Raw genomic sequence first — 23,449 nt, 5'->3', positions numbered from 1 at the left:
TCGGTTTTTTTTCAACTCAAGAGTTACCCAAACATGATGACAGATGTCGGCGTCGACTTGACGCTTGTGTGGCAAGATATCGGTGATTTTATCCAGACCAATAAACTGGTGGCCTCCGCCATCATGGTGATTAGCTTTTTGGCGGTTAAAAGACTGCTTTTACGGTTGCTCAAAAGACGTAGTAAGAAAACCGGCGAAGATAGACGTCATTCCATCAATATTATCGAGCAACTGGGTAATGCCATATTACTCATTTTGTTGATGATGCTGTGGGCCTCTGAGATCCAAAGCTTGGCCATTTCAATTGCCGCATTTATGGTTGCCATCGTGCTTGCTACCCGGGAGTTTATTCAATGCTTTATGGGCTTTATTTATTATCTTGGCGCGCGACCATTTCGTGTGGGCGACTGGATCCAAATGAATAATGTGCAAGGGGAAGTGGTGGAAATGGATTGGGCAAAAACCGCGTTGTTGGAAGTGGATCCCGAGTCCTATAATTACACCGGTAAACACTTGTACATCCCAAATAGTCAACTTGTAACCCAAGCGGTAAGAAACTTAAATTTTCTAAGACGTTACACGTTGCATTCATTCAAACTGGTATTAGAACCTGAGACCAACCCTTATGCCTTGCTTCCCGAATTCAGGGAACGCACGTTGGCCCACTGTGAACATTTTCGCGAAGTTGCCGATAGGTACAAAAGCCTTATCGAGCGGCACATGGATGCTGAATTTATTGATATAGACCCGGATATCGCCATAGAAACCAATCAATTTGCGAAATTGCGTATTACCATCTCGCTATTTTGTCCCATTGAAGAAGCCCATGAATTGCAGCAGAAAATCTCTCAGGATTGGATGGAATTGTGGCATGAAAAGATCATCAGCGAAGAAAATATCCGCGCCAAAAAACCCTTTAAAGATCGGTAAAAGGTTATGTTTTCACCCAATGCCGTTGTTGGGAAAAGTGGCTACTTAAAAACGCCATTTGGTCGGCCAAAATTCGACGGTTCATTAAGTAAAACCGTTCGTAAATATTAGGCCTGAAGGGCACGGCAAGCAGGGGCATGTTAGCTTCTTCTGGGGTGCGAGCCCCTTTAGCATGGTTGCAGCGCGCGCAGGCAGTCGCCACATTAGTCCACCTGTCTTTTCCTCCACGGGAACGAGGAATGATGTGGTCGCGGGTTAATAGCGACGGACGAAAGGTTTGCCCGCAATATAGGCAAAGATGATTGTCTCGACGAAACAAATAGCGATTATTCAACGCTATTTTGCCGTTCAAATCGGTTACCTTACCGTCGCAGGCGATAATACTGGAAAGGGTAAGTCGGCTTTGATTACCCTGATGATCCCAACCTCCATGCAAGGTTAAGGAACGCTGTCCCAATTCAAATAATACCTTTTGTTGACAGTAAAGCCTTGCGGCTTCTTCTGGTAAAATCCACTCTTGGGGCATGCCTGCTTTGTTTAGTCTGAGCACGAGCATAGCGGATATCTCCTGAATAATGACAGATACAGCTTACTGTTTATTATTGCAATATGATGAAAAAACAGCCAAATGCCAAGTTAATAATTTATTTCACTACACACAAAGCCCTAATGTTGGTAAATAATGAAAATGTGCTGTGTATTTCATAATGGCAATACTTGGCGTTCGCGGCTATACTATGCGCCGCGTTTAAAAGCGAAATATATATTAAAGAAAAAGGACAAATAGTGACTCCTATTACTCATTCATTTCAGTATGGACAGCATACTGTTACTTTAGAAACGGGCGTAATCGCTCGTCAGGCAACGGCCGCAGTTATCGCTAGCATGGATGACACATCCGTGATGGTTACCGTAGTTGGTAAAAAAGACGCAAAAGCTGATCAGGATTTTTTCCCGTTAACGGTTAATTATCAGGAAAAGGCTTATGCCGCAGGTAAAATTCCAGGTGGTTTTTTCAAGCGTGAAGGACGTCCTTCAGAAGGCGAAACCCTTATCGCGCGACTTATTGACCGCCCAATTCGTCCGTTATTCCCAGAAGGGTTTTTTAACGAAGTACAAATTGTCGTAACTGTACTTTCAGCAAACCCAGAAATACCCACTGATGTTATTTCATTGATTGGTACTTCTGCGGCATTAGCGATCTCTGGTATTCCATTCAATGGCCCAGTTGGTGCAGCCCGTGTTGGTTACACTGATGGCGAATATATTCTAAATACCCGCAATTCAGAACAAGCAGAAAGCCAATTAGATTTAGTGGTTGCGGGTACTGAAAGTGCGGTATTGATGGTTGAATCTGAAGCCAGTATTTTGCCAGAAGATGTCATGCTTGGTGCAGTAATGTACGGCCATGAGCAATCTCAGGCTGTGGTTAATGCTGTAAAAGCGTTTGCCGCAGAAGTGGCAACCCCAGCATGGGATTGGAAACCACAAGCAGAAAACACAGAGCTTAAAGCAAAAGTAAAAGCGTTAGCCGAAGCCGGTATGACAGAGGCGTATCAAATCTCTGACAAACTGGCACGTAAAGATGCGGTTACTGCGGTTACTGAACAAGCATTGGCAAAAATCTTAGAAGAAAATCCAGAGCAAGATGCTAAAGAAGCGTCTGATCTTCTTCATGATCTAGAAAGTGATGTTGTACGTTCACGGATCTTAGATGGCAAGCCACGTATTGATGGTCGTGACCCTGCGATGATTCGTGCTCTTGATGTATCGACTGGCGTATTACCTCGTACTCACGGTTCTGCTGTGTTTACCCGTGGTGAAACCCAAGCATTGGTTGTTGCGACCTTAGGTACAGAACGTGATGCGCAAATGATTGACGAGCTTCAAGGTAAGCGCGACAGCAAATTCATGTTGCATTATAACTTCCCTCCGTATTGTGTGGGTGAAACGGGCTTTATCGGTTCACCTAAGCGTCGTGAAATTGGTCACGGTCGTTTAGCAAAACGTGGTATTCAAGCTGTAATGCCTTCTGATGAAGATTTCCCGTATGTAGTACGTGTGGTTTCTGAAATCACCGAGTCTAACGGTTCATCGTCTATGGCGTCTGTATGTGGTACCTCGTTGGCGTTAATGGATGCGGGTGTACCAATCAAAGCCTCTGTAGCGGGTATCGCTATGGGATTGGTGAAGAGCGATGAAAACTTTGTTGTTCTTTCTGATATCTTAGGTGATGAAGATCACTTGGGTGATATGGACTTTAAAGTAGCGGGTACCACTGACGGTATCACAGCGTTACAAATGGATATCAAAATCGAAGGTATCACCAAAGAAATTATGCAAATTGCGCTTAAGCAAGCCAAAGAAGCCCGTTTGCATATTCTTAAAGTGATGGATGAAGCCATTACCGGTCACCGTGAAGAATTGAGCGAATTTGCGCCACGTATCTATACTATGAAAATCGATCAGGACAAGATCCGCGATGTGATTGGTAAAGGTGGTGCGATGATTCGTCAAATCACAGAAGAATCGGATACTAATATCGAAATCGAAGATGACGGAACCATCAAGATTTTCGCTACCGAGCGTGCGAAAGCCGATATTGCTATTAGCAAAATTGAGCAAGTAACTGCTGAAATTGAAGTGGGTAAAACCTATAACGGTAAAATTACTCGTATCGTTGATTTTGGTGCCTTTGTGGAAGTATTACCGGGTAAAGAAGGCCTGGTACACATTTCTCAGATTGCCCATGAACGTGTTAACAAAGTAACTGATTACCTTAAAGAAGGTGAAATGGTTGACGTTAAAGTAATGGAAATCGACCGCCAAAATCGTGTGCGTTTAAGCATTAAAGAATTGCTTGAAAAACCTGCACCAAAAGAAGATAAAGGAGAGTAAGGATCCTATTTAGGATGTAATACTCTGTTTATTTACCATTGTAAAAAGGCGCATTAGCGCCTTTTTTGTTGGAGAAAACGAATGACCGAAGACACCCAAACTCGTATTGAAGCTGCAGCGTTTAGGCGTTTGCTTGAACATTTAGATAACAACAAACAGGTGCAAAACATCGACTTGATGATCTTGGCAGATTTCTGTCGTAACTGTCTGGCCAAATGGTACAGTGCAGCGGCGGCGGATGAAGGCGAGCATATTGACTATGACGCAGCCAGAGAAATCATTTATAAAATGCCTTACAGTGAGTGGAAAGAACACCATCAGGCACCGGCTACGCAAGCCCAATTAGATGCCATGGCCGCGAAGAAAAAAGCCTAATGTAATTAGGCTTTATCTGTTGTGCCATCATGGCGAAGACGAAAAGCGTGGGGAAGTAAGTCTCCGACGGTGTGTTTTTCAATATGACCTTTGGCAGTGACCATGTATACGGGTGTGGCGTCTTCGGCAAACTCGGCCAGTTTTTGTCGACACCCGCCACAAGGAAAACATAGTTCCTCGTTGGGACTGGCAATGACCACGGCTTTTATTATTTTAGTGCCGTCAGTTACCATGCTGCCTATGGCCGTGGCTTCGGCGCATTGTCCTAGGGGATAGGCTGCATTTTCTACGTTACACCCTGAAAAAATACGATCATCTTGTGTAAGTACGGCAGCCCCTACCTGAAAGCCAGAGTAGGGGGCATGGGCATTTTTTTGCGCATTTTGAGCTGAATTAATAAGTTGTGTTATTATTTTACTTTCCATTACATCTCTCTGGTGGGTTTAGGCTTTACTTTTTAAACCAAATCAGCGAAGGTGGCAGTCATCGCTACCTGTCCAAGTGGACAGTGCCTTTTCTTGCCAACTATTTCATAGCGAGTGATATCATTTTTAACATGCGAAACTTCATTAGTCTCACTTTTTTTTCTCTCATTTCAGTTTCAATTGTAGGATGCGCAAGTACTCCTCAGGTGGAACAAAAAGCGGAAATGGGTAACTTACTACTTGCCGAACCTGCGCCGGTAAATCCTCGCTCGCAAATGGCCATTGCCCGTTACAATCAAGTGTTAACCAATGGCTCCATACCCGATGAAGACAGGGCAGAATTATTGTATCAACGGGGGATGTTATACGACAGTGTAGGGCTGGCCGGCCTGGCTCAATTCGATTATACCCAGGCATTGCAACTTAAGCCCGATATGGCGGAAGTTTATAATTCCATTGGTATTCATTTTGTTCAGCAAATGAACTTCATTCAGGCATATGAAGCATTTGATTCTACTTTGGATATTGACTCGGACTACGATTTTGCGTTTTTGAATCGAGGCATCGCATTGTACTATGGCGGACGGGCAGATTTAGCCGTAGCTGATCTTTCCACCTTCCAAACCAAGGATGAATCTGATCCTTTCCGTGTACTGTGGACCTACTTTGCGAAAGCAGACATTGATGAAGTTGATGCACAGGCGTATTTACTGTCAGTGAAACCCACCCTCAATAGCGACCATTGGGCCGTGAAACTGGTGGATTTATTCTTAGGTACTGCTTCGGAGAACGATTTGCTTAACTCCCTTATTGAAGGGGTGTCTAGCCAATCGGCACTGACAGACCGTCTGTGTGAAGCCTACTTTTATTTAGGTAAATATCACAGTGCTCTTGGCAATAAAGGTATTGCATCAAACTATTTCAAATTAGCGCTCAGCACCAACGTGTATGATTACATCGAGCATCGCTATGCACGAATAGAGCTCAATAGATTAAGAACTCCGTCCGGCGACGAGCAATAATCCTATCCTATGCGAGGATTATTCGTTGCGCTGCTAGCGCTTTTGCTAGTTGGTTCGGATTCAGGGCGGTACATCCCGCAACTGTTACGCAATGCGGGTAGTGCTGATGATCCTGCGCCCTTACTGTGGCTAGCAGCTCAAAAAGGCAGTCAGCAAGCCCAAGATAGATTAGTGGCATTTGCGTCGATAACACAGTCCGAATACTGGTTAAATAAATTGGTTTCTTTGGATAATGCTGATGCGGCTTGGGCACTGTATAAGTCCACCGATGCGGCCATGTCAGACAAAAAATTAATGCGTCTTGCAGCCATTGGTAATGTACCAGAAGCACAAATGCAATATGCCTTCACAACTGACGACCCCGTAGAAAGAGAGAAATGGCTTAAGCGTTCTGCCGAACAGGGATACTTGCCGGGTCAAGCTGCGTTAGCCGATTGGTATTTATTAAACGGTGCTGCTGAAAAAGCCTTACCTTGGTTTCGTGTCACTGCGAATGATTACCCTCAAAGTGCCTTTCAATACGGTCGTATGTTGTGGGACGAAGGTAAGAAAGACGCCGCAAGAAAGTGGATTTCTCAAGCTGCTGATGCCGGTCTTGATATCGCCCAAAAAGTTCAGCATGTACTTTCATCATACACTCAGTATAAGGCCACTAGTGTGCCTGCTATATCCCGTAATAACGCCCAGTGTCATCAAAAAATTGGCGTGTTTGCATCTAGCTTAGCCACCTTGGTAAAAGCCGATGAGTTGGTCACCAATTACGAAAAAGATCGGCGTTTACAATCTCTTCCCATGTGTATTGATCGTCCAGTTTGGTTAACGCCAGACAGCTTAAAATGTGACGCTGAAAATAATGGTGCAGGGCGGCTAGATTGTGACGTACGTCCCTTGGCCACCGCGGTGAGAAAGCGTGGGCTAACCCATGCCGTGGTGGTGGGTGAACTAGGCAAGGCTAATGTAAACAATGGGGTGATGTTTCTAGATCTTACTGATGCCTATTCGGTATTTGTGCACGAATTAGCGCATTTTGCGGGTTTCGTCGATGAGTATGCTTTGGGCAAGGAAGCAGCAAAACGTTATTGCGGTGCGCCAGAAGCGCCAAACCTTATTTTCGATGGCAAGATTAGTTATGCCCCGTTGTCTACCTTACAAAATTGGCAAACCCTGCAGCCTGGGGTTGGGATCTGGCCTGCGCAAACTTGTGCCCGTAGTGAAATAAGAGCGTATAAACCGTCAGGACATATCACCTTTCTTGAACACCACGACAGTGGCGATATTCCCCCTATTTATCTTGCACTGTGGCGACAACAACTGGCAGATCCCAAAACCCAAAGGCCGGTTTTTATGAATCTATTTCAAGCCTTTCAAAAAGCAGGGCAAACCACAAAAGCGAAAGAATGGTTAACCCGTTACGAAGCATTTCGCGACGCACAAGGCGTCGCTTCATCCTCATATCTTTTTAATTAACCCGGTAGCTGGCCTTATCTTTTTTCTAAATCTGGTTTTAGCTGATCAACCCACATCGCGGTAGCGCCACATATGGCCACGGGCATAACAATAAAGTTAACCAGCGGGATCAACGAAAAAAGGCTAACGCCCACGCCAAAAGAAAAACACTTGCCTTTATGCATTTCTAAATGAGAACGCATGGTTTTAAACGGTACCTTATGATTATCGTAAGGGTAATCACAATATTGTATGGCCATCATCCACGCATTGAACATAAACCACAGTACCTGACCGATAACGGGGATAAGTAAAAACAAGACAAGGAAAAAGAGGGCGCGGGGTACATACCAGGCAAATTTGGAAAATTCACGCCCTAACATACGCGGGACATCTTTGAGTAGTGACATCAGGCTTTCATCGCCAATTTCCTGGCCAGTTAAATGTCGTTCAAGTTTCTCTGATAAAATGCCATTAAATGGCGCGGCTATCCAATTAGCTAAGGTGCCGAAGATAAGGGCAAATACCAGCAATACCGTGATAACGGCGAGGGGCCACAAAAAGAAACTCAGTACCCTCTTAAGCCAGTCGAGCCATGCGGGTATCAGTGACATTAACCAGTCAATTCCCAGGGCTATTTCGCCATAGAGAAAATAGAATGCGACAGAAAACAGCAGAATATTCACTGCTAAGGGAATAAAAACAAACCGTTTTATGCCTTTGATTGTAATGAGACTAAATCCTGACAGGAAATAACTCAGGCCAGATTTACTTTGCATTAGTGCTCCACGATGCTGTATACAAAAAGGACAAATTTAGATGGCAATGCCCCAAAATGATAAGGGGAGAGTTTACCATACTGTGAAAGTATACTTTGAGTGAACCTGTTGATGAAAACACAATTGTTACACTGTGTGAGTTTTGGTAGAGTCGTGGCAATAATCATGGCCATTTTTTAGCGCTGACATCTGTGGTAAATAAAAATAACTCTAAACGCCTCCACGCTTTTCCATTGGATCGCCTTTTTGCTGTGGCAATAAAGCCGAGGTCAGTGCCATGCGTTTAAAATCCATTAAGCTGGCGGGCTTTAAATCGTTTGTGGATCCCACCACCATTCCTTTTGTGGGTGAGATGACCGCCGTTGTGGGCCCTAATGGCTGCGGAAAATCTAACGTTATTGACGCTGTACGTTGGGTGCTAGGGGAAAGTTCGGCTAAAAACCTTCGTGGTGATGCCATGACTGATGTGATTTTCAATGGCTCCTCTGCCCGCAAACCAGTGGGTCAGTGCAGTGTAGAGCTTATTTTTGATAATACGTCGGGGCGCATTGGTGGCGAGTTTGCTAATTACGCAGAATTGTCAGTAAAACGCTTGGTTACCCGAGACGCCCAATCCTTTTATTACCTCAATGGAACCAAATGCCGGCGCCGGGATGTCACGGATTTGTTTTTAGGCACGGGATTAGGCCCGCGTAGCTACGCCATCATCGAACAAGGAATGATTTCCCGTTTAATTGAATCTAAACCTCAGGAACTACGGGTTTTCATCGAGGAAGCGGCGGGGATCTCTAAATACAAAGAAAGACGCCGGGAAACCGAAAATCGTATTCGTCATACCCAAGATAACCTTGAACGATTAGACGATGTAAGAGGTGAGCTTGGTCGTCAGCTTGAAAAATTGCAGCGCCAAGCGGTAGCGGCCCAGCGCTACAAAGAACTTAAAGCCCGAGAGCGACAATTAAAAAGCGAATTGTCGGTGATCCGCTACCTGAAGCACAGTGGCAAAATAACCCAACTGGAAAATGATCGGGCGCAAATTCAACACGAAATAGACGAATTAGTATCCCAGCAGCGAGGGGATGAAGCCGGCATCGAAAAGTACCGAAGCCAAGGGCAAAGTTGTAAATTATTGCTCGAAGATTTGCAGCAACAGTTGTTTTCTGTGTCCAATCAAATCACCCGGTTGGAACAAGATGCGTTACATAGCCAGCAACGTGAAAAGCAACTGACAAAAGAACTCGATGATCTGTCAGCTCGAAAAGCCCTTCTTCTAACGTCATTGGAAGAAGGCAACAAGGCGCTAGCAGGTGCGCAGAATAAACTTGCCACTGTCGAACCCCAATTAGCGATCCAAGAAGCCGCCTTAGAACAAGCGTATGAGCACAATGAGCATGCGGAAAACACCCTAAGAGCGTTTACTCATCAGCGCCGGGAACAAGAGCGACAATATCTTGGCCTTAAGCAACAAGTACAACACCTGCACAGTAAAATACAATCGGTGACGCAAATGCAACTGCGTACCACTGAGCGGTTAAGTGAATTACGACAAGAGGCGGGCGAAAGCCATATAGAGACGTTAAAGCAGCAATGTACAGCGCTTTTAGACGAGATAGCCATGGCTGCTGAAAAAGTCGCCATCACAGAAGATGAATTGGCCTTGGCTGAAGACGCGGTGGTATCACTGCGGGAAAAATACAATGTCGCCGATGCAGGGTATTCCCAAAAACAGCGAGAATTACAGCAGGCCGAGTCTAAACACGCAGCGCTGATGGCGTTGCAGGAAGATGCCGAAACCGAAGCCGCTACCTTACCTGAAGGCGTGATGGCATTTTGGCAGGCGATAAAAGTTAAACCTGGCTTTGAACCCTTGTTCGAACACCTAACCTATTGGTTATTAAACCCTGTGGTGGCAAAAGAATATTCACTGGAAACCTTGGTGGCCTCAAGGGAATATCTTCCAACAGGGCGGCGTATATTGCCCATGTCAGACAATAAGGCACCCACCGAAGGTTCGGTGGCCGCCTGTCTCGACGGTGATTTTATTCCCACTTTTTTAAACCGCATCTTGGTAGCCGAAGATGTAAAACAGGCCCAGCAACTATTGCAACGTAATCCAACCTGTTTTGCTGTGATAACCGAAACGGGTGAATGGATAAGTGAAGCGGGTTTTATACAAGGAATGGCGACACAAAATAGTGATGGCGCCATTGCTCGTTTAGCTAAAATTGCCCAGCTTGACACCCATATCGGCCAATTAAGTGATGAGGTTCAGCGGCTTCGAGAACAACGTGAAGAAGCATCTGAACGTGTTAATCAAGCAAAATTGCGCCGTGATAATGCCCGTCAACAACGTATGCAGGTAATTAATAATAAAGATAAATTGTCCCATCAACATGGGCTACTACAACAGCAATGGGATGCCGCCGAAGCCCGTCGTCGTAAGCTAGACAGCGAAATTGAAAAATACCAACAACAATTAGCCGACGAGGATGCGCAACTTTCGCTGACTTCAGCCCAGTTAGAAGAACAGGAAGAGGCCCTGATGTATGCCGAAGAAGCAGAACAAGAAAGTGCCTCCACCCGTGAATCCTTAGATGCCAACGTTAAGCACAGCCGGCACACCATCGATCAACACAAATCCAGGGTGCATGAATTACAGTTAACTTTGCAACAACAGCAAAGCCAGCTAGCTATGTACCAACAACAGGTTACGCGTAACCAAGAGCAGCTAGCCGATTACGAACAGCGAATTAGTGATTTAAATAAAGAAAAGCAAACACTTAGCCAACCAAAGGCGTTAAGCGAAGCGCAGTTGCAGGCTTTGCTGCTTGAGCGAGAAGCGCTAGAAGAAAAACGGCTGACTAACCAAGCTAAGTTAACCGAAATTGACGCATTACTTAGCGAAGCCCAGAAGGGGCAACAAGGCATTCTTGGTCAAATTCAACAACGCCAAGGGAAAATAGATAGCCTAAATATTGAGATAGAAGGGACGAAAGTAAGAGCCGCTTCGGTTCTTGAACAATTAACGGAAACTGGGCAAACCCTCAAAGCATTGCTTCCTACGCTCGAAGAAGGGGCGGATGAACAACGCTGGCAGCAAACGCTAGAAAAGACTACCGCAGCCATCAGTCGATTAGGGGCGGTGAATTTGGCCGCAGTGGAAGAGTACGACACGCAGGCAGAACGAAAAGCCCACCTTGATACACAATTTACTGATCTCACCGATGCCCTTGATACGTTACAAGGAGCAATTCGAAAAATTGATAAAGAAACCCGTCAACGTTTTGCTAACACCTTCGAGAAGGTGAACGAGGGATTAAAAACACTGTTTCCGAAAGTTTTCGGTGGAGGCTCAGCCTATTTAGCGCTTACCGATGACGATTTACTGGAAACCGGCGTCACCATCATGGCACGGCCACCGGGCAAGAAAAATAGTACAATTCACCTGTTAAGCGGTGGAGAAAAAGCCTTAACCGCTTTATCATTGGTGTTTGCGATTTTTAGGCTGAATCCTGCGCCATTTTGTTTACTTGACGAAGTGGATGCGCCGCTGGATGATGCAAACGTGGGACGTTTCTGTAATCTGGTGTCAGAAATGTCTGATTCGGTACAATTTATTTATATCACCCACAATAAAATAGCGATGGAAATGGCAACCCACCTAACTGGCGTAACAATGGCAGAACCGGGTGTATCACGAATGGTTGCAGTGGATGTGGATGAGGCCATGGCCTTCGTAGAAGCATAACAAAGGGCGAAAAAACAAAATGGATGAGCTACGACTATCACTCCTTATTTTAGGTACGTGTTTTATTCTTGCAGTGTTGGCACACGGGATTTGGAAAATACGCAAATCCAGCCAATCCGGTAAAAAACAACGTATAGAGCCTCGGGATTGGGAACAACAGGTGGCAACGCAAGATGACGACGAGTCCCATGACGATTATGATGATCTTGGTTTAGGTAAAGTACGAGTGGTGTCGTCCGCTGCCAGCCCCGTCAGCGCTGATGAAGCTAACAGTGATGCCGAGGATCAAGACGTGCATGCTGATAGCCAAGGGCAAAGTGACAATACGCATTCGTCGATGGATGACGATGAGACGCTAGTGACACCTGCGCCAGAGCCAGAACCGGTGAAATTATATGGTTCGGTGATCACCAACCCTAAACCCCATTTACAAGCTTCTCGGGGCACAACCGAAGACGTCCATGGTAGCGAGCCAATTCCAAAACCCCCTGAATTTTTAATTAAAAAAGAAGATCGCACAACATCTGCCGCTGATGACGATGGATTTAGCTTAGATAGTCCTGAAGTTAGCACCAGTGGTACGGATACCCCGACATCAAAAGAAACCCGTAAGACAAAGAAACGCAGTACGATAAAACGTCGTCAAGAACCTAAAATTGGCGACGATCAAATGAATATTAACTTTGATGACTCAACCTCCAAAGCACCAGTGAGCCCTTCGTCGTCCGCTTCTGCAAACCATGCAGAGCAAGAGCAGGAAGTGTTGGTTATCAACGTCAAAGCCCAAGACGATGCCCCTATATCCGGTGCTTCACTGTTACCCTTGTTACTTACTTTAGGCTTTAAGTTCGGCGATCAGGATATATTTCACCGCCATGTAAATTCCAATGGCAAAGGACCGGTTTTATTCAGTTTAGCCAATATGTTTAAACCGGGTGTTTTCGATATTGATAACCTTGAAAATTTTTCCACCCAAGGCGTATCTTTATTTATGATCCTACCTATCGAAGGCGATGCGCATCAGGTCTTTAACATGATGCACAACGCGGCCCGTAAAATAGCAGACGAATTTAACGGTAGCATTCTCGATGGCCGCCGCAGTGTATTGACCAAGCAAGGTCTACAACAATACATGGAAAAAATCCGCGAGTTTGAGCGCAAAAGAATGATTGCCCGTCATTAATCCTTTATCGCCGTCAATTGACGGCTGCCACATTGTTTAGAGAAATTTATGTCGTCAGAGAACTCATCTGTTACCGACCGTATTGCGTTTTTGCGCGATACGATCAGCGAGTACAACTATCAATATTATGTTCAGGATTCTCCCAGTGTACCGGACGCCGAATACGACCGTTTATTCAAGGAATTACAACAGTTAGAGGCTGATTATCCCGCATTACGTTCTGCCGACTCGCCAACACAAAAAGTAGGCGGTCAGCCGTTATCTGCATTTACTCAAGTGACCCACGACGTGCCAATGTTGTCGCTGGACAATGCCTTTGATGAAGCCGCTATGTTTGCCTTTGAAAAGCGGGTAACAGACAGACTAAAAGACACCCGCCCCTTAATGTATAGTTGTGAGCCCAAATTAGACGGGCTGGCGGTAAGTATTTTATATGAAAACGGTGTGTTGGTGCGCGCGGCCACCCGTGGCGATGGCCAAGTAGGGGAAAATATTACCCAGAACGTCAAGACCATTGGCAATGTCCCTTTGCGGTTGCGAGGCGATGATTTGCCAGAGCGAATTGAGGTGCGCGGTGAAGTGTTTATGCCAAAAGCAGGCTTTGCTGCCCTGAATGAAAAACAAAAACAAAAAGGCGACAAGGTTTTTGCTAATCCTCGAAATGCTGCTGCGGGCAGTTTACGTCAATTAGATAGCCGCATTACGGCAAAACGTCCACTGATGTTTTACGCCTATTCATTGGGCGTGGTCTACCCAGAAAGCTTTAGTTTGGCAGCAAGTCACAGTGATCGTTTGCATACATTATCACAGTGGGGATTACCCATTTGCCCTGACATTTCCGTGGCTCAGGGGGCTAAGGGTTGCCTCGATTATTATCACCAAATACTCAATGCTCGTGATGATCTGGCTTACGATATCGATGGGGTGGTATTTAAAGTGGATGCGATTGCGTTGCAGCAAGCGCTTGGGTTTGTTGCACGGGCGCCACGGTGGGCCATTGCCCACAAGTTTCCAGCCCAAGAAGAAATTACGCGATTGCTCGATGTTGAATTTCAAGTCGGACGTACCGGCGCGATTACACCGGTAGCGCGTTTAGAGCCCATCTTTGTCGGTGGCGTGACGGTGTCCAATGCCACCTTACACAATCAGGATGAAATTCAACGGCTGGGGGTTCGTATTGGCGATACAGTGGTGGTGCGTCGAGCAGGCGATGTGATCCCCCAAGTTGTCTCTGTTGTGACAGAAAGGCGCCCAGAGGATGCCAAACAGGTGGTTTTTCCTACTCAGTGTCCAATTTGTGGGTCAAAGGTTGAGAAACTTGCCGAAGAAGCCGTAGCACGATGTACTGGCGGTTTGGTGTGTGGTGCCCAGCGCAAACAGGCCTTGAAGCATTTTGCGTCTCGTAAAGCGCTAGATATTGATGGTTTAGGCGATAAATTAGTCGAACAATTGGTGGATGCCGAGTTGGTGAAAAGTCCGGCGGATTTTTTTCATTTAGATCTCAGTGGACTTATTCAATTAGAGCGTATGGCAGAAAAGTCTGCGTCTAATTTACTTAAATCATTGGCACAATCCACAGAAACTACATTTGCACGCTTTTTATATGCATTAGGGATCCGTGAGGTCGGAGAGGCCACCGCCAGCAATTTAGCGTTGCACTTTGGTGATATTGATAGCTTGCAACATGCCAGTATTGAGGCACTCAAAGAGGTCGAAGATGTGGGTGAGATTGTCGCCAATCACATTTTTAATTTCCTCCACGAGCCTCACAACCGTGAAATTATTGATGCCTTGTTGGAAGCCGGCGTGCACTGGCCAACGGTTAAACCTGTTGTGGTGGATGATTTGCCTTTAGAGGGGCAGACCTGCGTGCTAACGGGAACGTTGTCAACAATGGGCCGGGGAGATGCAAAAGCGCTGCTGCAACAACTTGGCGCGAAGGTGACCGGCTCGGTTTCTGCAAAAACGGACTTTCTGGTGGCCGGCGACAAAGCCGGTTCAAAACTCACAAAAGCCCAGTCTTTGGATGTGGATGTATGGGATGAGGATAAACTTATCACCGTGCTGACTGACCACGGCGTATACCCAGGGTAACGACTAAAACGCTATTTTTTAGCCCGTTGTTGACGGGCTTCTTTTCTTGCCCGCCAGGATTTCACCACTGAAAACCGCCATAACCAGTTCAAACCAAAGTAGCCGGTTAAACCCGAAACCACAGAACAAATAGCACATCCCACCAGAAAGGCCGGCCCGATGGTGCTGATACTTTCGATAACCCAATGCCAACTAAATTGCAGTTCAAAATGCTGGGGTTGAGTGCCAAGTACAGTGGTACCAACCTTGTATGCGCCATAGAAAATAGGGGGCATGGTAAAGGGGTTGGTTATCCATACTGTCGCCACTGAAAGAGGGAGGTTAGCACGAAAGGGAATGGCCGTGGCGGCGGACAACCACATTTGAAAAGGCACAGGCCAGAAGGCGAAAAATAAGCCAATTCCAAAAGCGTTTGCGGCTGAGCGGCGATTAAGATGCCATAGGTTAGGTTCATGTAAAACCGTGCCAAAGATCCGTAGCGCTTTGTTGCGTTTGATCGTTTGATGGTCAGGCAAAAATCGACGTATAAATTTTCTTGGCATAAACAGTTAATTTCACATTAAACGAATGAAAACAACAACATGAAGCAGTACTCCATGGCGTATATGAGCGCGTTCTGTGTTACCGCTATATCAGCCAGATGGTGGCCGGAACTTCCAGGCTCTAGTTGGCTTATTATGTCGGCAATAGTCGTTGCTGTCATCCACATCCCTTCGATAAATAAAGTGGTCTGCTCATTGGTACGCCGCTTTGTCTGGAACAGATTGCCAAGGGCGGCTTATCACGTTAAACCCGAACATACTATGTTCGTTTTATGTTTATTTAGCGGGATGCTCTCTGGAATGATTTGGATGGCAAGTGTAGGGCATTGGCACTTAGGTTGGCAACTCCCAGAATCCAAAATTCAACAAGATGTCATACTTACGGGTCGAATTGTCGAAATTCGCCCCTATGAGGCTCATCAACAAGTACTTTTAGCTGTGGATGCGCTCGATGGCGATGCCTTTAATGGTAATGCATGGTTGTATATTGATAATGGGATAGGGCGTTTTCAACTTCATCAAAGGGTACAATTTCAAACTAGGCTAAAACCGGCCAGTACCTTGGTAAACCCCGCCAGCGATAAACGCAGTATGTTGGTCGCTAAACGGATCACCTTAACCGGACAGGTGGTCAAATCTGATGCTAGTCGTTTGCTTTCTCCTGCCCGTAGTTGGCATTATCTGTGGTCACAACGATTAATCCAGTTGGGGTATTCCCGTTATTTAGTGGCATTGTTAACGGGTAATCGTCAGTATTTCCATTTAGAAGACTGGGCACGTTTAAGGGTAACGGGCACCGCCCACTTGTTTTCCATCTCAGGCATGCACGTGGGGATGGTCGCCATGTGGTCTTCACTGTTCTCAGCCCTTTGCGTTGCAGCGATTGTACGACTCAGTCAAACCCATTTTAATCACCTTAATATGCACCCTTTGGTGCTTTTTCTGGCATTAAGTTTAAGTGGGGTTTACGCCACGCTGGCCAATTGGCAAGTTCCTGTTACCCGAGCATGGATAGGACTTGGTCTCCTTTCAGCATTATGGTTAAGCCACCGTCATTGGACCTATTTACAGCGCTATGTGGTAATGGTGTTGCTTTGTATTGTGATATTTCCTTTTAGTGTGTTTGGTTCTAGCTTTTATTTAAGTGCTGGCGCAGTGGCACTGCTTATTTTTATCACTTGGCGATTAAAAAAGCCTACAGAAACCCTGTTGGGGAAGTGCTGGTATGTTGGCAAACTCCAGTTGGCCATGTCGTTAGTGCTCATCCCTATTACCGCCTTGTTTTTCGATAATGCCTCGCTGTTGGTCGCACCGGTTAATCTGTTGGCTATTCCTTGGGTAACACTGCTTGTGCCCGTGGGTTTATGCGGTTTGCTGATATGCGCGGTCTACCGAACCACTAACCCATTACTTGATTGGGCCGATGCAGGCCTTAGCGCACTTATTGAGGTGTTAACGTGGGTCCAACCTTTTATGTTGTCCTACGAAGGGTTACCTTTTTCAGCCAGCAGTATTGGGTGCTTTTTCATCGCCATGATGTTGCTTTGGTTGCCGCCCTTTCCTTATCGATGGCGATGCTGCCTAACCTTATTGTTGCCAACCTTGACCTATGTGGTGCCACCCTCTACGAGAAACTGGCATGTACATATCTTCGATGTAGGGCAGGGTAATGGAATGATAGTGAGCAAAGGTGAGCGGGGCATATTAGTGGATACCGGGCCTTCTTATGAATATAGCGATGCCTACACCCGTATTATAAAGCCAGCGCTGCCTAGATTGGGTATCAACACCCTCGCACGGATCATAATAACCCACGGTGATGACGATCATGCCGGAGGCGTAGCGAGCGCTTTGCAGGAGGGGGTGTCTGTAAACGGTTGGTCACCTGAGTTGTTAACAAATACTAGCGGCTGTACCCAAGGTCAGGGGTTTGCATGGCAAGGCCTGACCTTTCAAATGTATTGGCCCAAAGCCCTTAATCGTACAGATGGTAATGGTTTTTCTTGTGTATTTACTGTATCAGACGGGCACAATACCGTGCTGTTTCCAGGGGACATTCCTAAAGCGGTGGAATATGAATTGTTGTATGCCTCTGCACCTATACAGGCTCAGCTATTGATCGCACCACATCATGGCAGTAGTACGTCATCAAGCCGTGCATTTATCGAGGCGGTAGCGCCTGATTTTACCGTGTTTTCCACCGGCTATTATCATCGATGGCGACTGCCACATGATCAGGTGGTAAAACGCTATGAACAAACAGGCAGCAAACTCATTAACACGGCTAAGCATGGCTACGTGCGCTTTACTTTTGATGGGGCTGAGATTGAGATGTATAGCCAAGGGGCCGGTTGGCATCAACGCTGGTACGACGGCCGTTGGTATCGTCCATCAGGTTACGGGATGCCGGAATAAACTAGGGGTTGGGCACATCAACCGTGGCATCGGCATATTGAATTACCACAATATCAACCCATTTAAGCTTGTTAATGGGAAGAAACTCATTGTTTGTCCTGTGAAGGTGGGAATTTTCTAAATTCCAAGTACAATACTCTCGAGTTCTAAATAAGTGATTATAGTTCATGCAAAAATCCGATCCGAATGCGAGTAATAATCGCCGTTTCTTTAGTTATCTTCGGAAATATAAAGTTGAATTTTTCATCGCCGTTATTGGCATGATTGGGTATTCCGCCCTCGACACCTTCGTTATTTCAAACCTTAAGCCACTCATTGATGATTCTTTGGGTAATGGCGACACCGATTTTCTTCGTATGGCGGCCATTGCCATTGTGCCCTTGTTTATTTTACGGGGTGTGTTTAATTTTATGGGGACTTACACCCTAAATTGGATTGGTGCAAAAGTGGTAATGACCATGCGCCAGCAGTTATTTGAAAAGTATATTCATTTACCGGTGTCGTTTCATGATCAGCAAGCCGTAGGGGCGCTCATCAGTAAGGTCACCTATGACACTGAGCAAGTTGCTAACGCTGCCAGTAAAGCGCTACTGACCCTAGTGAGGGAAGGGGCGTTTGTTATTGGTTTGTTGGTCGTCATGCTTTATCAATCTTGGCAATTGTCGTTAATTTTCTTAATTATTGGTCCTTTGGTCGCCATTATTGTTGCGGTGGTCAGTAAACGTTTTAGAAAAGTCAGCCGTAATATTCAGCAGTCTATGGGCAATGTCACTGCGGCCGTGGAGCAGGCGGTGAAAGGCCATAAAGTGATCTTGATGTTTGGTGGACAAGATTATGAACGGGACCGATTTGCCCGTAAAAATAATCATAACCGTCAGCAAACGATGAAACTGGCGGTGACACAAATTTTAAGTGTGTCTTCGATTCAGGTCATCGCCTCCATTGCCCTTGCTGTGGTTTTATTCATGGCCAGTCTACCGTCCATTATGGCTAGCCTGACGCCGGGCACCTTCATCAGTGTGGTTTTTTATATGGTAATGCTACTTAAACCATTAAAACAATTGACCACGGTGAATAACGAATATCAACGGGGAATGGCGGCCTGCAACAGTATTTTCGCTGTGTTAGATGAAGATATCGAAGTTAACACCGGTGATAAGCAGATCGCACGAGCCAGTGGCCATATTGTGTTTGATGATGTGACATTTACTTACCCGGGCAAAGAGCGCCCTGCGCTTACCCATGTGTCATTTGAGGCGAAGCCGGGCCAAACCATCGCCCTTGTGGGTAAATCTGGCAGTGGTAAGTCGACTATTTCATCGTTAATTACCCGTTTTTATATGCCCCAACAAGGCGTTATTTCACTAGATGGGACTAACATTAACGAGGTCGAGCTGCGTTCGTTGCGTAAGCAATTTGCCACGGTCTCGCAGCACGTGACTTTGTTTAACGATACCATTGCCAACAACATCGCCTACGGCGTGACCGAAAAAGTAAGCAAAGCAGACATTATACAAGCAGCTGAAATGGCCCATGTGACGGAATTTGTGGATATGCTCGACCATGGCCTTGATACTGTCATCGGTGAAAATGGTTTGATGTTGTCCGGTGGTCAACGACAACGAATTGCAATTGCACGGGCAATTTTAGCGCGCGCGCCAGTGCTTATTTTAGATGAAGCAACCTCGGCGTTAGATACCGAATCAGAAAAGCTTATTCAAGATGCGCTTGAGAAGCTGCAACAGTCTTGTACGTCCATAGTGGTGGCCCATCGATTATCAACCATTGAAAAAGCTGACGAGATTATCGTGATCGATCAAGGTCAGATTTTAGAACAAGGTCGACATGATGAATTGCTGGCTAAGCGGGGCCATTATGCTTCATTACATGCCTTGCAATTTGGTGAGCCTGCATAGTCATGCATATAGACAAAATGTGGTACACCAGTGATAAACGGGTATGGTTGCTGTGGCCACTGACCTTGTTGTTCGGCTTGTTAAGTTGTATACGCCGTTGGCTGTATCGAGTGGGTATCAAAAAGCGCCACCAAGGGCCGGCGTTTACTATTGTGGTGGGGAATATTACCGTAGGCGGCAATGGCAAAACCCCAGTGGTGATCGCGTTGGTGGAATACTTTAAAAGCCAGGGTATTGCCGTCGGTGTGCTTAGCCGAGGTTTTGGCGGTAGCCAGACTCACTTTCCTCATCATGTACAAGCTAGCAATCGTCCAGACGAGGTCGGGGATGAGCCTAAACTGATAGCTGCGCGTACTGACGTACCGGTTGTCATCGACCCCAAAAGGGCAAGAGGGGCCGACCATTTAGCTCATGTATTAGGCTGTGATGTGATTGTGTGTGATGACGGATTACAGCACTATGGGTTACACCGAGATGTTGAACTGGTGGTGATGGATAATCGTGGTGTAGGTAATGGCCACCTATTACCAATGGGGCCCCTAAGAGAGGGGCTGTGGCGATTAGATACGGTGCACGGAATCATTATTAACGGCGACAAGTCAGCGCTGTCACCGGCCATCACTCAACGTGCTTGTCCAGTGTATCAAATGGCACTAAAAGGCAATCAGTTCGTTAATCTAAAAAGTGGCGAGCGCGTAGATGTCGGTTATTTTAATGATAAAAAATCCGCCGTAGCGTTAGCTGGAATAGGCAACCCCCAACGGTTTTTTAGCCATTTGTCGTCCATGGGGTTGGTGTTAGATGACACCTTCGTTTTTCCAGACCATCATGTATTTAGTGCTGCTGACATTCCAACTCGTACGGTTTTAATGACTGAGAAAGACGCAGTAAAAGTGGCGCCGCTAGCCCATCATGACTGTTGGTATTTACCGGTTGATGCCCAGCTTCCACCTTCATTTTATACGTTTATCGATACGCGGTTATCCGCTGCTGATATCGCTTTTAAAAAGGATCACCTATGAGCTTTGATATTAAACTGCTAGATGTACTGGCCTGTCCTGTGTGTAAAGGCAAGTTGGTGCTGTCAAAAGATAAAAAGAGTTTGCTGTGTCGGTTTGACCGCCTTAATTTTGCCATTGAAGAAGGGATCCCGGTGCTTATTGAATCTAAAGCGACCACATTGTCGTTGGAAGAACTGGAAGCATCAAGATAATGGCCTTTACCGTGATTATTCCGGCCCGCTATGGCTCATCCCGTTTCCCGGGAAAACCGCTGGCTGATATCCAAGGGCAACCGATGATCACCCACGTGGTTGCCAGAGCGCAAGAAGCTGGCGCCGAGCGCATTATTGTCGCCACCGACGATAAACGAATAGCGTCAGTGGCAGAACACCATGCAGAAGTCGCCCTCACCGCTGCGACACACGAATCTGGTACAGAAAGGTTATCAGAAGTGATTTCTACCTTACATATTGCCGATGATACGGTGGTGGTGAATGTGCAAGGGGATGAGCCTTTTGTGCCGGCTCAGAACATCCGTCAGGTCGCATTGAACTTGGCAAAGGATGATCGCATTGCCATCGCGACGCTAGCAACGCCCATTACCGACATGGAAGAAGTTCTTAACCCAAATGCGGTTAAGGTGGTGGTTAATGCACGAAAAGAAGCGTTATATTTTTCACGTTCCCCCATTCCTTTTCAGCGTGCAACAATGATGACTGACCCCAGCAAAGCTGATCCAAGTTGTTATTTACGTCATATTGGATTGTACGCATACAAAGCCGCTTATGTGTCTCAATACGTTCACTATGCTCCCTCGGCCCTGGAGCATATCGAATCATTAGAGCAACTACGTGCGCTGTGGTATGGCGATATTATTCATGTTGATGAAGCTGTAGCTCCCCCTCCTATCGGTATCGACACCCCGGAAGACTTACAGCGCTTAATATCATCGTCCTGATGCGGGTTTAAATATGGGGCAAGATTTAAAGACTTTTAGCAAGGAGAGGCAAATGAATGTAGTTATCACCGGCGGTAATCGCGGCATTGGCTTGGCGCTAGTGAGCGCGCTTTTGGCCCGTAATTACAATGTCTATGTGACATGTCGAAATAGCTCTGATGCTTTAAACAGTACGAATGCTACGGTGATCTCTGGCGTCGATGTGTCCAAACCGGAAAGTTTAGAAAAAGCGTTACAGCCCCTAAAAGATGTGCCCATAGATTGGCTCATTAATAATGCTGGAGTACTCGGTAACGAATCAATTAGGGACTGGGAACCTGCTACCATCGATTACCAATTTAGGGTGAATGCGCTGGGGCCATTGTTAGTGACACAAATTCTATTATCGAATCTGTCTGAAGGCGGAAAAATTGGTCTAATGACCAGCAGAATGGGCTCGATGACAGACAATGGTTCCGGCGGTTATTACGGCTACCGCATGTCAAAGGCGGCATTAAATGCAGCTGGTGTGTCTTTGGCCCACGATCTTAAAGCAAAAGGCATTGCCGTGGCTTTGCTCCATCCAGGTTTTGTGCAAACAGAGATGGTCAACAATGCAGGTGATATTACACCAGAACAGGCGGCTTCAGGCCTGGTGCAACGGTTAGATGAATTAACCTTGGAAACCACCGGGCAATTTTTCCATAGCAACGGAGACGTCCTGCCTTGGTAAACAGGTTAGTTCAGCAGTTTGGGCTGTGGTGTGTGTTACTTTGTGTGTCCTTACCGAGTTTGGGAAAGGACACTTATCACTGGTCTATTGGTCCTTCATTACCTGCGCCTGTCCAAGAGATTTATCCTACGGTGCACAACGACGCCATTTATGTTGTGGGCGGACTACAAGATCAAAACAGTGAATTTCGGGTGTCAAACGCTGTTTACCGCCTTAAAAAGGGGGCCACAACGTGGGAGACCCTCCCTCCTTTTCCTGTTGCCGCCCATCACGTCATGCTGGTATCAACGGGGGCTCAGTTATGGGCCTTCGGTGGTTTCACTGCCTCTGCGCAAGGTTCTTGGGCTAATTCTGCCCAAGTCTACCTCTTCGATGAAGTCAGCCAGACATGGCATGCACACAGCTCCATGCCAGTTAAATTATCTGAAACCATTGCGGCGGTAATCATGGGCGATGTGCATCTTGCCGGTGGTAGAACCACTAAATCTGATAATTTTTCTTGGCGTCATCACCTCGACTCTGACTGGCATGGCGTATTTGACACCACGGCAGGGATTTGGCAAACAGCTGCGCCCTTGCCCTCAGCAAGAAATAGTGCCTGCAGTGTGGTGATTGCCGGTAAATGGCACGTTATAGGGGGGCGCACAGTAGAACAGGGTAACACCGGGGCACATGATATCTTCGACCCAGTTGAAGATGAGTGGATCGAAGCTAAACCCCTTCCTGTTGCCGCTGGCGGCATCGGTTGTGCTCGCTATGGTGATAGCATCTACGTGTTTGGTGGTGAGTATTTTGCAAAATCAGGTAGTGGTGTCTTTTCTAAAGTCTGGCGCTATGAAATAAAACGAAAACGTTGGCGTGATGTCTCTGTTATGCCCATCCCCCGCCATGGATTAGGTGTGGTGACATTTGATGGCGCTATGTGGTTAATTGGCGGCGCTGGCGAAGCGGGAGCCAATGACACCCGTAATACGGTTAGTAAACTGGTTTTAAATCCATAGATGG

Annotated in this window: 21 protein-coding genes; 15 read left to right on the top strand and 6 right to left on the bottom strand. The window is 46.3% G+C overall.

What is annotated here, in order from left to right; genetic code table 11:
* Positions 1-33 precede the first annotated feature (33 nt).
* Entirely contained in the window at positions 34-930 is an 897-nt protein-coding gene (locus KO501_RS02050) for a mechanosensitive ion channel family protein (RefSeq protein WP_252728058.1), read from the top strand.
* A 4-nt stretch (positions 931-934) separates the two neighbouring features.
* On the opposite strand, the gene KO501_RS02045 is transcribed toward KO501_RS02050, so the two are convergent.
* Positions 935-1,486: an HNH endonuclease gene (locus KO501_RS02045; RefSeq protein ID WP_216027976.1), complete on the bottom strand. Its 552-nt coding sequence runs from the start codon at positions 1,484-1,486 to the stop codon at positions 935-937.
* Between the two features lie 230 nt (positions 1,487-1,716).
* Between KO501_RS02045 and pnp the strand changes: the two genes are divergently transcribed.
* Positions 1,717-3,828 carry a polyribonucleotide nucleotidyltransferase gene (pnp, locus tag KO501_RS02040; RefSeq protein ID WP_216027975.1) on the top strand — a complete coding sequence of 704 codons (2,112 nt, stop codon included), beginning with the start codon at positions 1,717-1,719 and terminating at the stop codon, positions 3,826-3,828.
* Between the two features lie 81 nt (positions 3,829-3,909).
* Entirely contained in the window at positions 3,910-4,203 is a 294-nt protein-coding gene (locus KO501_RS02035) for a DUF1244 domain-containing protein (RefSeq protein WP_216027974.1), read from the top strand.
* A 5-nt stretch (positions 4,204-4,208) separates the two neighbouring features.
* On the opposite strand, the gene cdd is transcribed toward KO501_RS02035, so the two are convergent.
* On the bottom strand, positions 4,209-4,628 hold the full coding sequence (gene cdd, locus KO501_RS02030; protein WP_216027973.1) for a cytidine deaminase: 420 nt from the start codon (positions 4,626-4,628) through the stop codon (positions 4,209-4,211).
* 131 nt (positions 4,629-4,759) lie between these two features.
* Between cdd and nlpI the strand changes: the two genes are divergently transcribed.
* Positions 4,760-5,650, top strand: coding sequence for a lipoprotein NlpI (gene nlpI / locus KO501_RS02025; protein ID WP_216027972.1), 891 nt, complete (start codon positions 4,760-4,762; stop codon positions 5,648-5,650).
* Between the two features lie 9 nt (positions 5,651-5,659).
* Complete coding sequence (locus KO501_RS02020; RefSeq protein ID WP_216027971.1) at positions 5,660-7,117, top strand: sel1 repeat family protein; 1,458 nt, start codon at positions 5,660-5,662, stop codon at positions 7,115-7,117.
* 14 nt (positions 7,118-7,131) lie between these two features.
* Here the strand turns inward: KO501_RS02020 and cysZ are convergent, their stop codons facing one another.
* Positions 7,132-7,875 carry a sulfate transporter CysZ gene (gene cysZ, locus KO501_RS02015; RefSeq protein ID WP_216027970.1) on the bottom strand — a complete coding sequence of 248 codons (744 nt, stop codon included), beginning with the start codon at positions 7,873-7,875 and terminating at the stop codon, positions 7,132-7,134.
* Positions 7,876-8,152: 277 nt separating this feature from the next.
* Between cysZ and smc the strand changes: the two genes are divergently transcribed.
* From smc to ligA, 3 genes are read left to right on the top strand one after another with little or no spacing between them, the layout of a single operon-like run.
* Positions 8,153-11,623 carry a chromosome segregation protein SMC gene (smc, locus tag KO501_RS02010; RefSeq protein ID WP_216027969.1) on the top strand — a complete coding sequence of 1,157 codons (3,471 nt, stop codon included), beginning with the start codon at positions 8,153-8,155 and terminating at the stop codon, positions 11,621-11,623.
* Positions 11,624-11,642: 19 nt separating this feature from the next.
* Positions 11,643-12,806: a cell division protein ZipA gene (gene zipA / locus KO501_RS02005; protein ID WP_216027968.1), complete on the top strand. Its 1,164-nt coding sequence runs from the start codon at positions 11,643-11,645 to the stop codon at positions 12,804-12,806.
* 48 nt (positions 12,807-12,854) lie between these two features.
* Entirely contained in the window at positions 12,855-14,900 is a 2,046-nt protein-coding gene (gene ligA, locus KO501_RS02000) for an NAD-dependent DNA ligase LigA (protein WP_216027967.1), read from the top strand.
* Between the two features lie 11 nt (positions 14,901-14,911).
* Here ligA and KO501_RS01995 read toward each other — a convergent pair whose 3' ends face one another.
* Together KO501_RS01995 and KO501_RS01990 are read right to left on the bottom strand one after the other, a co-directional pair.
* Entirely contained in the window at positions 14,912-15,442 is a 531-nt protein-coding gene (locus tag KO501_RS01995; protein ID WP_216027966.1) for a DUF2062 domain-containing protein, read from the bottom strand.
* 17 nt (positions 15,443-15,459) lie between these two features.
* Entirely contained in the window at positions 15,460-15,603 is a 144-nt protein-coding gene (locus KO501_RS01990; RefSeq protein ID WP_216027965.1) for a hypothetical protein, read from the bottom strand.
* 148 nt (positions 15,604-15,751) lie between these two features.
* On the opposite strand from KO501_RS01990, the gene KO501_RS01985 reads away from it, so the two are divergent.
* Positions 15,752-17,857, top strand: a complete 2,106-nt coding sequence (locus KO501_RS01985) for a DNA internalization-related competence protein ComEC/Rec2 (RefSeq protein WP_216027964.1) — start codon at positions 15,752-15,754, stop codon at positions 17,855-17,857.
* Position 17,858: 1 nt separating this feature from the next.
* On the opposite strand, the gene KO501_RS01980 is transcribed toward KO501_RS01985, so the two are convergent.
* Positions 17,859-18,026, bottom strand: a complete 168-nt coding sequence (locus tag KO501_RS01980) for a hypothetical protein (protein ID WP_216027963.1) — start codon at positions 18,024-18,026, stop codon at positions 17,859-17,861.
* Between KO501_RS01980 and msbA the strand changes: the two genes are divergently transcribed.
* Genes msbA through KO501_RS01950 form a run of 6 tightly spaced genes read left to right on the top strand, consistent with a single transcriptional unit; the run spans position 18,025 to position 23,445 of the window.
* Positions 18,025-19,773 carry a lipid A export permease/ATP-binding protein MsbA gene (msbA, locus tag KO501_RS01975; protein WP_216027962.1) on the top strand — a complete coding sequence of 583 codons (1,749 nt, stop codon included), beginning with the start codon at positions 18,025-18,027 and terminating at the stop codon, positions 19,771-19,773. The genes KO501_RS01980 and msbA overlap by 2 nt on opposite strands.
* 2 nt (positions 19,774-19,775) lie before the next feature.
* The gene (gene lpxK, locus KO501_RS01970) at positions 19,776-20,795 is read left to right on the top strand and encodes a tetraacyldisaccharide 4'-kinase (protein WP_216027961.1); all 1,020 of its coding nucleotides are present in this window, start codon (positions 19,776-19,778) and stop codon (positions 20,793-20,795) included.
* Positions 20,792-20,986 (top strand): Trm112 family protein, encoded by a 195-nt coding sequence (locus tag KO501_RS01965; protein ID WP_216027960.1) that lies wholly within the window; start codon positions 20,792-20,794, stop codon positions 20,984-20,986. The genes lpxK and KO501_RS01965 overlap by 4 nt, the downstream gene beginning before the upstream one ends.
* Complete coding sequence (kdsB, locus tag KO501_RS01960) at positions 20,986-21,732, top strand: 3-deoxy-manno-octulosonate cytidylyltransferase (protein WP_216027959.1); 747 nt, start codon at positions 20,986-20,988, stop codon at positions 21,730-21,732. The genes KO501_RS01965 and kdsB overlap by 1 nt, the downstream gene beginning before the upstream one ends.
* A gap of 52 nt (positions 21,733-21,784) precedes the next feature.
* On the top strand, positions 21,785-22,444 hold the full coding sequence (locus KO501_RS01955) for an SDR family oxidoreductase (protein ID WP_216027958.1): 660 nt from the start codon (positions 21,785-21,787) through the stop codon (positions 22,442-22,444).
* Entirely contained in the window at positions 22,438-23,445 is a 1,008-nt protein-coding gene (locus KO501_RS01950; protein WP_216027957.1) for a kelch repeat-containing protein, read from the top strand. Before KO501_RS01955 ends, KO501_RS01950 begins: the two co-directional genes overlap by 7 nt.
* Positions 23,446-23,449: the final 4 nt, after the last annotated feature.

This window comes from Alteromonas sp. C1M14, assembly GCF_018860965.1.
Classification (GTDB): Bacteria; Pseudomonadota; Gammaproteobacteria; order Enterobacterales; family Alteromonadaceae; genus Alteromonas.
This window is presented reverse-complemented; position numbering and strand designations above follow the sequence as displayed.

Excerpts from the sequence above, each read along its gene's own strand:
- KO501_RS02050 (WP_252728058.1), top strand. The coding sequence starts at position 34 with ATGATGACAGATGTCGGCGTCGACTTGACGCTTGTGTGGCAAGATATC.
- KO501_RS02045 (WP_216027976.1), bottom strand. The coding sequence starts at position 1,486 with ATGCTCGTGCTCAGACTAAACAAAGCAGGCATGCCCCAAGAGTGGATT.
- KO501_RS02035 (WP_216027974.1), top strand. The coding sequence starts at position 3,910 with ATGACCGAAGACACCCAAACTCGTATTGAAGCTGCAGCGTTTAGGCGT.
- cdd (WP_216027973.1), bottom strand. The coding sequence starts at position 4,628 with ATGGAAAGTAAAATAATAACACAACTTATTAATTCAGCTCAAAATGCG.
- nlpI (WP_216027972.1), top strand. The coding sequence starts at position 4,760 with ATGCGAAACTTCATTAGTCTCACTTTTTTTTCTCTCATTTCAGTTTCA.
- KO501_RS02020 (WP_216027971.1), top strand. The coding sequence starts at position 5,660 with ATGCGAGGATTATTCGTTGCGCTGCTAGCGCTTTTGCTAGTTGGTTCG.
- cysZ (WP_216027970.1), bottom strand. The coding sequence starts at position 7,875 with ATGCAAAGTAAATCTGGCCTGAGTTATTTCCTGTCAGGATTTAGTCTC.
- smc (WP_216027969.1), top strand. The coding sequence starts at position 8,153 with ATGCGTTTAAAATCCATTAAGCTGGCGGGCTTTAAATCGTTTGTGGAT.
- zipA (WP_216027968.1), top strand. The coding sequence starts at position 11,643 with ATGGATGAGCTACGACTATCACTCCTTATTTTAGGTACGTGTTTTATT.
- ligA (WP_216027967.1), top strand. The coding sequence starts at position 12,855 with ATGTCGTCAGAGAACTCATCTGTTACCGACCGTATTGCGTTTTTGCGC.
- KO501_RS01995 (WP_216027966.1), bottom strand. The coding sequence starts at position 15,442 with ATGCCAAGAAAATTTATACGTCGATTTTTGCCTGACCATCAAACGATC.
- KO501_RS01990 (WP_216027965.1), bottom strand. The coding sequence starts at position 15,603 with ATGACAGCAACGACTATTGCCGACATAATAAGCCAACTAGAGCCTGGA.
- KO501_RS01985 (WP_216027964.1), top strand. The coding sequence starts at position 15,752 with ATGGCAAGTGTAGGGCATTGGCACTTAGGTTGGCAACTCCCAGAATCC.
- msbA (WP_216027962.1), top strand. The coding sequence starts at position 18,025 with ATGCAAAAATCCGATCCGAATGCGAGTAATAATCGCCGTTTCTTTAGT.
- KO501_RS01980 (WP_216027963.1), bottom strand. The coding sequence starts at position 18,026 with ATGAACTATAATCACTTATTTAGAACTCGAGAGTATTGTACTTGGAAT.
- lpxK (WP_216027961.1), top strand. The coding sequence starts at position 19,776 with ATGCATATAGACAAAATGTGGTACACCAGTGATAAACGGGTATGGTTG.
- KO501_RS01965 (WP_216027960.1), top strand. The coding sequence starts at position 20,792 with ATGAGCTTTGATATTAAACTGCTAGATGTACTGGCCTGTCCTGTGTGT.
- kdsB (WP_216027959.1), top strand. The coding sequence starts at position 20,986 with ATGGCCTTTACCGTGATTATTCCGGCCCGCTATGGCTCATCCCGTTTC.
- KO501_RS01955 (WP_216027958.1), top strand. The coding sequence starts at position 21,785 with ATGAATGTAGTTATCACCGGCGGTAATCGCGGCATTGGCTTGGCGCTA.